We start from the raw sequence: 12057 nt of genomic DNA on the forward strand, positions 1-12057 counted from the left end.
AGATAATCTATTGGGTGTGAATTCTGCATTTATGGCCCTAGCGCAGTAGAACCTTGTCTCAAAGCCGTATATTAGCAGGCTAAAACAAGAGTACCGCTGTGACAAAACCTTATCTGCTGGCATTTGATACTTTGGGGGAGGCTGCTGAGGGGTTTCTGGTGACCACGCAGCATAGCCATAAGCTGCCTTTTGCCATTAAAAGGGTGTTTTGGGTATATGACACCCCAGCCTCAGTGGTACGGGGCCAGCACGCACATGTACACACAGAAATGGTTTTGTTATGCCTGCAAGGAACCGCAACCATTGAGGTGGAAGATGTTGAAGGCAACAAAGAAACCTTTACACTTGCCCAGCCCAACGCCGGACTCTTTTTACCCACCCTGCATTGGTCAAAAATTTACTTGCAACCAACTTCTGTTTTACTTTGCCTGGCATCTACAGACTTTGCGGAAGAAGATTACATTCGTGACTACCAAGTTTTCAAACAAGGAAAAATTAGGTAGTTGAATGGCTGTACCAGACACTATGCTCATCGGAAATATAGGGAAGTATCAGTTTTTAAAGCAAGCTGCTGCCCTGGAGTACCCTCCGGCCTTTGACCAATTCTTGTTTTTAAAGCCCGCCTTTTTAGAACTGCAACCTTGTGAAAACTCAGCCCTCCATTATTCCCTTTTTGACTCCAGGAAAAAGTGGGTAGTAGCTTGCCTAACGGTGCACAGGACAGCAGATTCCTTTGTAAGCCCATGTCAGGCACCTTTTGGGGGAGTGCAACATCTTGTTGATAGTGAGGTGCTTCACTGGTTCTTAGAACTGGTAGAAGTAGACATTAGAAAAGAAGGTGCAACGTCTGTCCAACTCACAACCGCGCCTTCCATTTATGCTTCAGCTCCTTTCGCAATCTTAACAGATATTTTGTTGCGGAGAGGATTTTCAATAGTGGCGTCTGAACAGCACCATTATTTGCCAGTTGAGCAAGGTATTCCATTTCATAGCCTGCTATCCCCAGCCGCAGGAAGACGCCTTAAAAAATGCCACCTCAAAGAGTTTAAGTTTCGGCAGGAACCGTTGGATTTCCTGCCACAGGCTTTTTCATTTCTGGAAAGATGCAGAAAAGAGAAAAAACAGACGCTCTCCCTTACATTACCCAAACTTCAAACCCAAATAACCTCCTTGCCTGACCATTATTTCATTTTTTCGTTGCGTGATGGCGAAGAATTAGTGGCTTTGTCTTTGGTGGTAAAAGTGAATTCTGAGATTTTGTATAATTTTTACCCAGGCAGCCTTGTGTCTTACAACCACTTTAGCCCTGCCATTCACTTGACGGAGGAAATATACCAGTTCGCCCAACTAAATGGGTACACCTGTCTGGATTTAGGAACTTCCCTGGTGGGGGGAGCCTTGAATATACCTTTAATGCGGTTCAAACGAAGTTTAGGAGGGAAAGAAAGCCTAAAGTTTATTTTTAAAAAAGACCTGAAGTAAACAACGCTCCACTAGAATTATACTGAAGCTTACACTACAGTTTTGCTGAAACCTTATTTCCAGGGAATGACAGAAATCCAATTAAAAATTTTAGTGTACCCCGCAGTACTTTTGGGTGTGCTCTTCATGAATTTTGCCCTTCTACAAGGTATAATAATACCCGACGATTGTTATTACCATACACATGGCACCAATTTTATATTCGATCTCTTTTATTCTACCACTAGTGCATCAGGCGGGCACCCAGAAGCTACCCGGTTCAATTTTATCCTTACATTGATAGGTGGCCATTATGCAGCCCGGGCATTCGTCCGTTTTTTAATTAAAAGGTGGCAAGTAACCCAGTAACCTAAGCTTCGGATGTTCTTAAGTTCAGCAGAAGAAGTTTGTTTGGATTCGGTTAATAGCCACTTTCAGGAGAAGAAGACTGATCCCTTAATTAACAGACCGCTATTACTAGCTTCATCATTGATTTTAACAAAATGCAAATCCCCTTCTTTTCCTTCCGTGATTTCCCTGGCGGCCTGACCCAGCAGGTGGAGGAAGCCTTGGTGCAGGAGCTGAGGCAGCAACGGTTAATTCTGGGTCCGACGGTGACAGCGTTTGAGCAGGAGTTCGCGCAGTTGTTGGGAGAAGGAGAAGTTATTGGGGTGGGCAACGGGTATGATGCCCTGGTGCTGTGCCTGAAGGCCTTGGGTATTGGGCCGGGGCAGGAGGTGGTGGTGCCGTCCAACGGGTATATTGCCACGGTGAACGCCGTCATGCAGGTGGGCGCAACGCCCGTCTTCGCGGAGCCGGATGGGGAGACGTATAACATGACGGCGGCTACGGTAACAGCCGTACTCACCGGCAAAACCAAAGCTATACTTCCCATTCACCTGTATGGCCAGAGTTGTGAGCTGACCGATTTGCTGCACCTTACCCAAAAGCAAAACTTATACTTACTAGAAGATTTCGCGCAGGCGCACGGGGCTACGTATAAAGGCCGGAGGGTAGGTACCTTCGGGCAGATCAACGCCACCAGTTTTTACCCCACCAAGAACATGGGCGCCGCGGGCGATGGTGGCGCAGTCACCACCCAAGACCCGGCATTGGCCAACTGGGTGCGGCAACACCATAATTACGGGCAGCAGGAGCAATACGTGTTCGCGCAGGTGGGCATCAATAGTCGGTTAGATTCTTTGCAGGCGGCCGTGCTGCGCGTGAAACTCAAGGTGTTGGACCAATTGAACCATGAGCGTCAGCGGTTGGGGCAACGGTATCATATCGCGCTAGCTAATGTTGGGGATTTGGTGCTGCCGCTGGCTACCCGCGAAGGGGTGGACCATGTGTACCATCTATATGTCATCAGAACTGCGCAGCGCGACCAATTACAGGCTTTCTTGCAAAACAAAGGCATTGGCACGCTCATCCATTACCCGGTTCCGCCGCATTTGCAACCTGCGTATAGGCACCTGGGATTTAAGCCAGGGGCATTTCCGGTAGCAGAAAACTTGGCGAAGACCTGTCTCAGCCTGCCTTTGTTCCCCGGGCTCTCTGAAGCGGAGCAGGACTATATCATCACTCAGATTGAAGCGTTCTTCAGGAGATAATATGTTCTGACCATTTCCGTTTTTCGGGCTCTAGATGGCAAATGAGCTGTAAAATGAAAATATCACCCGCGTTATGTCATTTAGAATTCTCGGAAAGCTTATTCTAAAATAAGAAAGACCTAATCTATACATCACCCGTTTTCGGGCTCATTTCTGAAAATGAGCCCGAAAACGGAAGTGCCATCGCCGGCAAAACCTAAATTTCTTTGTAGTTTGCGCCATGGGGCGGAAGCAGCACATGCGGCAGTTTTTAGGGAATTCCCTGTGGTCTGGGGTGTCTACGGTCACCAAGGCGGGCAGCACGCTCATCATCAATAAGTTACTGGCAGTGTATTACGGGCCCAACGGCATCACGCTGCTGGCGCACTTCCTGAACCTCATCGCTATTCTCACCACGCTTTCCGCTAACGGCATCAACACGGGACTTCTGCGGCATCTGGCTCAAAATGAACCGGGCAGCCAGCGTTACCGCGCTTTTTTCTGGGGCGGGGCCTTCCTGAACCTGGGCCTTTTTCTCATGGCGGTGCTGGCCGTGCTGGTGTTTTCAGATTTTTTTCTGGAGCGGTTTAAAGGCCAGGAAACCAATTTGGGTTGGTTGCCGCTGCTGTTCTTTCTGCTGGTGGTGCTGCTTTTCTGGCATAGTCTGCTGTTGGCGCGGCAGGCGCTTCGGGCGTACGTGGGCATCAATTTTCTTTCTGGCCTTACCAGTGTGGCCGCCGTATGGTGGGCTGCCGGAAGCGTGGATTTGGTCACGGTCTTGCTGTTGTTTCTGGCGGGACAGGCCGTGGGCGCGGTGGTAGGCGCCGTAGTGGCGCTCAGCCAAGGACTGATTCCGAAACTTAAGCAAGCAATTCCCAAACTAGCCTATCAGGAATTGGGCAAATACGGTCTCATGGCAGTGGCAACCTTGGTGGGCGCCCATCTGGTGGATTTTGCCGTGCGGGAAATGGCCATTGAGCGCTTCTCAATGTATGAAACCGGGCTCTGGCAGTCTGTGGTGCGCATTTCTGACAGTTACACGGTGGTGTTTTTGTCGGTGCTGAGCATGGTGTACTACCCCAAGATTGCCTCCTTGCTCAACCAACCATCAGCCTTGCGGGAGTACGTGCGCAGTATTTTCCTACTGCTGGTACCCTTGGTTGGCGTGGCCCTGTTGGTGGTGAGCTGGCAGCGCGACTTCTTTATTCAGTTGCTTTTCCAAAAGGAATTTCTGGCGGCCCGTGACTTGATGGATTACCAACTGCTGGGCGATTTCCTGAAGATGACCACCTGGATTCTTTCCTATATTGTGACCGTGCAGGCGCGCGTGAAACTGTTCATTGCCAGTCAGTTGGGGTCTGGGATGGTGTATGTGGCGCTGGTGAGTTGGGCGGTGCCCACGTTTGGGTTAGAAGGCTTGCCGTTGGCGCATTTCCTTCGGTTTGCGTTGTACTTTTTGTTTTACCTGTACCTGTTCAGGTCTTATTTTATTTCTAAGTAATGCCACCGCTGGTTTCTGTCATCTGCCTGTGCTACAATCATGCGCCGTTCCTGCGTGAAGCGCTAGATTCTGTGCTCGCCCAGACCTACCCCAACCTGGAAATTATTGTGGTGGATGACCTGAGTACCGATGACAGCGTGGCCATTATTCAAGAGTACGTGGCGCTGCACCCAGAAATAAAGTTCATTCAACACACCCAGAACCTGGGCAACTGCGCGTCTTTCAACCAGGCTTTTTTTCAGAGCAAAGGTGCCTATATCATTGACTTCGCCACGGATGACGTGTTGCACCCAGACAGAATCACGCAGCAGGTGAAGGCGTTTAAAGACTTGCCGAAAGACTACGGGGTGGTGTACACAGATGCCGAATACATCTCTGAAAATTCGGCCCCAGCCGGAAAATTTTACCTGCGCCAGGCCAAAGGGAAACTCATGCCGGAACCCGCCAGCGGAGATGTGTTTGCCGATGTATTGGGCCGGTATTTCATCTGTCCGCCTACCATGATGATCAGGCGGCAGGTGCTGGAGGAATTGCAGGGCTATGACCCAGAACTGGCCTATGAGGACTTTGACTTTTGGGTGCGCTCCGCCAGAAACTGGAAGTACTTTTTCCTGGACCAAACGCTCTGCCAACGTCGGTTGCACGCCAACTCGCTGTCCCGGCAAGTGTATAAACCCGGCGACCGCCAACTGGCCTCCACCGTCAAAGTCATTGAAAAGGCGATAGATTTGGTTTGGACAGAAAAGGAACGGCAAGCGCTCATCCAACGCATAAAATACGAAGCCAGGCACGCTTATTTCACGCAGAACTTTCCTGAGGCAGCCCAACTCCTGCAGCTGCTTGAAAAACAACACGGCCTCACCGCCAGATATAAAGCCTTGGCCTGGTTAACAGAACAGAAAATACCGCTGGGGTTTGTGAGAAGGTGGTACCAGCGTCTTTGGTACCAAAAATAGAGAGAAAAGGTAGAAGATTTCTGGTACAGGCTTGCACCCTTGGGTGAATTGGCGCCTAGGTTTTTTTATAAGGCCACGCTTTGCTACTTTTGGGGTGCTACGCAGAATGAAGACCATTTCTACTGCTTTTTTTAATTGTTGCCTCGGCTAATATTTGAAAAAGGCAGACAATGTGATAGAGTTCGCTATTTATCATAAGGTGGTCATCTTTCTAGGTATTTTTACGTATGCACTAGATAATCTATAGCGCTATAGAGAAAGGGTATTAAGCCCACGCGTTGCCATTGGCAGCTTTATGCGTTTATATATATACATTTGTCACTCCATTTCCCGTGAAAATATGATCGCTAACATTCCGGCCTCGCGTTCAGAGGTGATGACACATTTAGAGGGCTTTTTAGATGGAGCCTTGCCTGAATTCCTGAAGTCTGTAGAAGATAGTTGGCAACCCGCTGATTTTCTGCCAGATGCCCGTAATGAATCTTTCTTTGACGAAATCAGAGACCTGAAAGAGCGCGCCCGTGAACTGTCTTATGACCTGTTGGCCGTGCTTATTGGCGACACCATCACGGAGGAAGCCCTGCCCACCTATGAAAGCTGGATCATGAGCATTCATGACGTGAACCGCAACCCAGACTCTAGCTGGATGAAGTGGAACCGCGGCTGGACTTCTGAGGAAAACCGCCACGGCGACCTGCTCAACCGCTACCTGTATCTGACCGGTCGCATTGACATGCGCCAGATGGAAGCTTCTACCCAATACCTGATTGCCGACGGCATGGACATTAAAACCGATGATGACCCGTACCGCAGCTTTGTTTATACCTCTTTCCAGGAAACCGCCACGAACGTATCTCACCGTCGCGTTGGCGCGCTGGCCAAACAAGCCGGCGAGACAACTCTGTCCCGTATCTGTAATTTCATCGCCGCCGATGAAGGACGCCATGCGAAGGCCTATAAAACCTTCGTGAAGAAAATCTTTGAGGTTGACCCGTCTGAGATGATGCTGGCCTTTGAAGACATGATGCGCAAGAAAATTGTGATGCCCGCGCATTACCTGCGTGAACTGGGCATTGACCAGGGCCAGACCTTCGGGCATTTCACAGACGCCGCCCAGCGCATTGGCGTGTACACCTCTAGTGACTACGTGGAGATCATGGAAACCCTTATCAGAGAGTGGAAAATCTCCAGCATGACTGGTCTCAACTCTGCCGGTGAGAAAGCCCGTGACTATATCATGGCGCTACCTAACCGCCTCAAACGCGTAGCCGACCGCCTGCGCGTGCCAGAACTGCAGTACAAATTCAAATGGATTGACAGCTAGGAAATTCCCGTTTTCGGGCTCTAGATTTGAAATGAAGCCAAAAACGCCTCGCAAGAAATTGCGAGGCGTTTTTGGTTTGTATTTTTTAAATCGTATGTTCATTGTTATAATGAATATTCTAACTTAAAAACCTTATTGCATCGGGAGTTTTGCTTGTTGGTGAAAACACCAACAAGGGTTCGGGTACTTGAATTTCTTTTACTAAACAGGTTCTTAGTTAAATGTGGAAGTAGTATTGTAATTTCAATTTATCATAGAAATAGAATGGAAAAGTTTTTAAAAACAGTCAGTGTTATTGGATTAATACTTTCAGTTATTTTAGTTCCATATGATATGTCTCATCTTAAGAGCGATACAACATTAGGCTATGTAGGGTTATATAATTATGACCCCTTTAAAGCTTATGCACTTTTATCATTTGACAGGATAGAATTTATTGATTATAGAAGACTTTTACAACAGTTAGCCATTATTTGTTTGCCATTAATGTACTATAACAATAATTCTACTGACTGAATAGTTGATAAATTATAAATGAAAAATTCCCTTAGTTTAGGTTGCCCAGCTTTTTGAAATCGCCCTGCAGAAGACTCCAATCTGAAAATTTAAAAAGTATTTTACTCCCGTTTCTAGCCTCATTTCCCAAAACGGGCACAAAAACGCCCAGCCATTTCTAGCTAGGCATCTCCACATTTACTCACCTCAAAATCTTTACATCACACATTTACCACCTGCACGCCTTTCCAGAAAGCCACGTAGCCTTCAATGGGTTTGGCTTTCTCTTTGGCTTGCGGGTAGGTCCAGGCGGCGTCTTTGTTCTCGAAGTTCCCAATCTGAATGTTGTAGTAATTTGCCTCGCCCTTCCAGGGGCAGGTAGAGTGGCGGTCGCTGGGCTTGAAGTAGTCCCAGTTCAGGGTATCGGCCGGAAAGTAGTGATTCCCCTCCAGTTCCACCGTGCTGTCGCTCTCTGCCAGAATCGTATTTTTCCAAATGGCACGCATATTTAGTAGTATTTTAGTAAGAAAAAGATAGAACGCTAATGATATGTTTTACTATACCGGCGGCAGAAGGTTTACTTTCGTAAGAACATTCATGCTTTTGCGTTGTTAGTAAGAAGTGTTTAGAAAGATAAGTGTAGAATATGGCTGCCGGATATAGATTCACCCAATACGTTCCAGAGGAAACCACCCAGAAGGGCTTTGAGCCGCTGCTCCAGATTTTCCTGCAATTAATCACGCTCACCGCCGGTGATGTGGCCGAAACCATGTCCTGGATGAGTGAGCTGGACAAGAAATACAACCTCACCGATGACTCTTACGGCCTGGGCGACTTCTTTGAAGACCTCAAGAAACAAGGCTACATTGATGACAAAGGCCCTGACGGAAAATTCAACCTACAAGCCAAAGGCGAGCAGAAAATCAGGAAAAGCGCGCTGGAGGAAATCTTCGGGAAGCTAAAACGCGGAGGACGCGGGAACCACACCACGCCCAAAACCGGCATCGGCGACGAGCCCACCGCTGACCGCCGTGAGTTCCGGTTCGGAGACGCGCCTGAGCAGATTGAACTCACCGAGTCCATCAGGAACGCGCAGATTGCCCACGGCATCTCAGATGATTTTTTCCTCACAGAAAATGACCTTGAAATCACCGAACGTGAGCACAAGACCCAGACCAGCACGGTGCTGATGATTGACATTTCACACTCCATGATTCTCTACGGCGAAGACCGCATTACGCCCGCCAAGAAAGTAGCCATGGCCCTCGCCGAACTGGTGAAGCAGAAATATCCCAAAGACAACCTGGACATCATCGTGTTCGGAAATGACGCATGGCAAATAACCGTCAAAGACTTACCGTACCTGATGGTGGGCCCGTACCACACTAACACGGTCGCCGGCCTGGAACTGGCTATGGATTTGCTGCGCCGAAGAAAAACCAGCAACAAGCAAATCTTCATGATCACCGACGGCAAACCCACCTGCCTGAAAGAAGGACTGCGGTACTACAAAAACAGCTTCGGGCTAGACAGGAAAGTAGTGAACAAAACGCTGAATCTGGCCGCGCAATGCCGCCGCCTGAACATTCCCATCACCACCTTCATGATTGCCTCAGACCCGTACCTGCAGCAGTTTGTAGAAGAATTCACTCAAGTCAACAACGGCCAAGCCTACTACAGCGGTCTGCAAGGCTTAGGCGATTTGGTGTTCAGAGACTACGGCCGAGGCCGCAAGAAACGGATGTAATGTGCTACTTGGGAAATGTACTGATGTGCTATTTCTTTAATTGGAAGATGTGGAGATTTGCAAATGTGAAGATGTGAGAATTGAGCAATTAACGTGACTTCAACGCAGATTCCCCCTTTGAAGGGGGCGAAGGGGGATGTTTACACAAGCAGAATTCTACGGCATTAAACTCCCCTCTCAACGGGAGAGGGGCCGGGGGTGCGGCTTCCGTTTTCGGCTTCATTTCCAGAAACGAGGCCAAAAACGGAATTTAATCTTGTGGCGGCATAGAGCGTTTGCGTAAATAACTAGACAAAAAACTCAAGGCAATCACAATCCCTATTAACAGATAGAAAACGTTTTTATCTATCACATGAAAAATTCGCAGACCCGTACCTACCACCAGCATGACAATGGCCAAGGCATTAACAATATTGTAGATTTTCATCAACAGTAGAATTGAAAAAATAAATCTAACTAAAATTTCCGTTTTCGGGCTCATTTTCAGAAACGAAGCCAAAAACGGAGCAACACCTAACCAGTACTCACCAGCAACCAAGAAACATGCGTTATACAGAAATACCTGCGGCCCAGCTGCAAAAGATCAAGACCCTCGGCCAACTGAAAGCCGCCGGCTACGAGCCGCGCAGCGTGAAAGAAGAACTGCGTGCCAACCTCATCCAGAAACTGAGCAGCGGCCAGGAAGTCTTCCCCGGCATCTACGGCTACGAGGAAACCGTGATTCCAGACTTGCAACGCGCTATTTTGAGCCGTCACCACATCAACCTCTTGGGCCTGCGCGGCCAGGCCAAAACCAGAATTGCGCGTCTGTTGGTGCAACTCCTGGACGAATACATTCCCGTAGTGGCTAGTTCAGAACTCAACGATGACCCGCTGCAGCCCTTGTCCCGCTTCGCGAAAGACCAGGTAGCCCAGCACGGCGATGACACTGCTATTTCCTGGCTGCACCGCGACGAACGCTACACCGAAAAACTCGCCACGCCAGACGTGTCTGTGGCTGATTTAATTGGTGACGCAGACCCTATCAAAGCCGCTACATTGAAATTGCCGTACTCAGATGAACGCGTGATCCATTTCGGGCTGATCCCGAGGGCGCACCGCGGCATCTTTGTGATCAATGAATTACCAGATTTGCAGGCGCGTATTCAAGTTTCTCTGTTCAACATCTTGCAGGAAGGCGATATTCAGATCAGAGGTTTCAAGATTAGATTACCGCTGGACATCCAGTTTGTGTTCACGGCAAACCCAGAGGATTACACCAACCGGGGTTCTATTGTGACGCCACTCAAAGACCGCATTGACTCCCAGATTATCACCCATTACCCCAAAACCCTGGAAATTGGTAAGCGCATCACCAAGCAGGAAGCGCGTATTACCACTGCCCAGAACGAGCGCGTGCAAGGCCATGAACTCATCCATGATTTGGTGGAACAAATTGCCTTTGAAGCCCGCGAAAGTGAGTACGTAGATGCCAAAAGCGGTGTCTCTGCCCGCTTGACCATCTCAGCGTTTGAAAACGTGATCAGTGCCGCCGAGCGCCGGGCGCTGGTGAACGGCGAAGCGAAGACCCACGTGCGCGTGGCAGATTTTCTGGCGGCGGTACCAGCGGTCACCGGCAAGGTGGAATTGGTGTATGAAGGCGAGCAGGAGGGAGCCGGCGGCGTGGCGTACCGGTTGATGGGCAAGGCGCTCAGAACGCAATTCCTGAACTATTTCCCTGACCCCGACAAGTTCAAAAAGCAGAAAGACAAGAACCCCTACAACAAAGTGACGGCCTGGTTCTCAGACGGTCATACGCTTGACTTGCTCAATGATGCGTCTGATGACGAATACAAAGCCGCGCTGAACGCAGTGCCAGATTTGTCAGAAATTGTGACCCATTTCCAGCCCAAAGCCAAAGACGAAGCCGAGCACCTGTTCTTCATGGAATTCTGCCTCCACGGCCTGGCCGAATACAGCTTGATCTCCCGCAACCGCCTAGCGGCTGGCCTGCAGTTCAAAGACCTGTTGAGCAGCATGTTCTCGGGCGGCGGATTCAACCTGGAAGAAGAAGACGAAGACGAGGAAGACGACAACCGCTAACTCCCGTTTTCGGGCTCAATTCCAGAAACGGGGCCAAAAACAAAAACGCCGAAGCGCAGATATGCTCATCGGCGTTGCTGTTTAAGTATGGCATATTTTTTCTTGGATAATTGAACCCACCCCTACCCCTCCAAGGAGGGGAGTACCTGCACGAGTAGTTTTCTGAATTATTAAACACGCATTGCAATTCCCCTCCTGGGAGGGGTAGGTTCATCTTCACTGCTCTAAAAACAAAAACGCCGAAGCGCAGCACTGCACTTCGGCGTTTTTATGGTTCATTGCTGATTTTTCAATCGCTCAAAAAGAACTATCAACACTTGACAATCAACAATTCAATTACGCTTCGTTCACTACAATTTTCTCAATACGGTCGTTGGCTTTGATTTGGTCAATCACGTCCAGGCCTTCCACTACTTTCCCGAAGCAGGTGTGGTTGCGGTCCAGGTGTGCGGTGTTGTTGCGGCTGTGGCAGATGAAGAACTGAGAACCGCCGGTGTTGCGGCCCGCATGCGCCATAGACAGCACGCCACGGTCGTGGTACTGGTTGCCGCCGGTTACTTCGCAGTCAATTTTGTAGCCCGGTCCGCCGGTGCCGGCCATCCCTTTCGCGCCTTCGCGGGAGTTAGGGCAACCGCCCTGTATCACGAAGTCTGGCAATACGCGGTGAAACGAAAGACCGTCATAAAAGCCTTCTTTGGCCAGTTTGGTGAAGTTGGCCACCGTGTTAGGCGCGTCTTGGTCGTAGAATTCAACTTTCATTACGCCTTTGGCGGTGTGGATTTCAGCAGTAGTCATAAGTAAAGGTGCTAATGGGTGAATTTGCTAATATGCTATTTGAAGGATGACGCCAAATGCGCCTCCTCCATGTCTTTGCAAAGGTACGTAAATTTGCTTTGTTC

12 protein-coding genes are annotated in these 12057 nt (G+C 49.1%); 9 read left to right on the plus strand and 3 right to left on the minus strand.

Going from position 1 to position 12057, the window contains the following annotated elements:
- The first annotated feature begins 98 nt into the window (after nt 1-98).
- The 7 genes from IMY23_RS18945 to IMY23_RS18975 all read left to right on the plus strand — a co-directional run bounded on the left by IMY23_RS18945 (nt 99) and on the right by IMY23_RS18975 (nt 7350).
- A complete protein-coding gene (locus IMY23_RS18945) occupies nt 99-503 on the plus strand; it encodes an FdtA/QdtA family cupin domain-containing protein (RefSeq protein ID WP_192823583.1) in 405 nt (134 codons plus the stop codon).
- Between the two features lie 4 nt (nt 504-507).
- Nucleotides 508-1482: a hypothetical protein gene (locus IMY23_RS18950; protein WP_192823584.1), complete on the plus strand. Its 975-nt coding sequence runs from the start codon at nt 508-510 to the stop codon at nt 1480-1482.
- 482 nt (nt 1483-1964) lie between these two features.
- Nucleotides 1965-3074, plus strand: a complete 1110-nt coding sequence (locus tag IMY23_RS18955) for a DegT/DnrJ/EryC1/StrS aminotransferase family protein (RefSeq protein ID WP_192823585.1) — start codon at nt 1965-1967, stop codon at nt 3072-3074.
- Nucleotides 3075-3312: 238 nt separating this feature from the next.
- Nucleotides 3313-4554 carry a hypothetical protein gene (locus IMY23_RS18960; protein ID WP_192823586.1) on the plus strand — a complete coding sequence of 414 codons (1242 nt, stop codon included), beginning with the start codon at nt 3313-3315 and terminating at the stop codon, nt 4552-4554.
- Nucleotides 4554-5510, plus strand: a complete 957-nt coding sequence (locus tag IMY23_RS18965) for a glycosyltransferase (protein ID WP_192823587.1) — start codon at nt 4554-4556, stop codon at nt 5508-5510. Before IMY23_RS18960 ends, IMY23_RS18965 begins: the two co-directional genes overlap by 1 nt.
- A 340-nt stretch (nt 5511-5850) precedes the next feature.
- Complete coding sequence (locus tag IMY23_RS18970) at nt 5851-6834, plus strand: acyl-ACP desaturase (RefSeq protein ID WP_192823588.1); 984 nt, start codon at nt 5851-5853, stop codon at nt 6832-6834.
- A gap of 264 nt (nt 6835-7098) precedes the next feature.
- On the plus strand, nt 7099-7350 hold the full coding sequence (locus tag IMY23_RS18975) for a hypothetical protein (RefSeq protein WP_192823589.1): 252 nt from the start codon (nt 7099-7101) through the stop codon (nt 7348-7350).
- Between the two features lie 200 nt (nt 7351-7550).
- On the opposite strand, the gene IMY23_RS18980 is transcribed toward IMY23_RS18975, so the two are convergent.
- Nucleotides 7551-7835, minus strand: coding sequence for a DUF427 domain-containing protein (locus IMY23_RS18980; RefSeq protein ID WP_192823590.1), 285 nt, complete (start codon nt 7833-7835; stop codon nt 7551-7553).
- A 140-nt stretch (nt 7836-7975) separates the two neighbouring features.
- On the opposite strand from IMY23_RS18980, the gene IMY23_RS18985 reads away from it, so the two are divergent.
- Nucleotides 7976-9076 (plus strand): VWA domain-containing protein, encoded by a 1101-nt coding sequence (locus tag IMY23_RS18985; RefSeq protein WP_192823591.1) that lies wholly within the window; start codon nt 7976-7978, stop codon nt 9074-9076.
- Nucleotides 9077-9326: 250 nt separating this feature from the next.
- On the opposite strand, the gene IMY23_RS18990 is transcribed toward IMY23_RS18985, so the two are convergent.
- A complete protein-coding gene (locus IMY23_RS18990) occupies nt 9327-9614 on the minus strand; it encodes a hypothetical protein (protein WP_192823592.1) in 288 nt (95 codons plus the stop codon).
- A 5-nt stretch (nt 9615-9619) separates the two neighbouring features.
- On the opposite strand from IMY23_RS18990, the gene IMY23_RS18995 reads away from it, so the two are divergent.
- Nucleotides 9620-11158, plus strand: a complete 1539-nt coding sequence (locus tag IMY23_RS18995) for a sigma 54-interacting transcriptional regulator (protein WP_192823593.1) — start codon at nt 9620-9622, stop codon at nt 11156-11158.
- 336 nt (nt 11159-11494) lie between these two features.
- Here the strand turns inward: IMY23_RS18995 and IMY23_RS19000 are convergent, their stop codons facing one another.
- Complete coding sequence (locus IMY23_RS19000; RefSeq protein WP_192823594.1) at nt 11495-11953, minus strand: peptidylprolyl isomerase; 459 nt, start codon at nt 11951-11953, stop codon at nt 11495-11497.
- Between the last annotated feature and the right edge of the window lie 104 nt (nt 11954-12057).

It is taken from the genome of Rufibacter sp. LB8, from assembly GCF_014876185.1.
Lineage (GTDB): Bacteria > Bacteroidota > Bacteroidia > Cytophagales > Hymenobacteraceae > Nibribacter.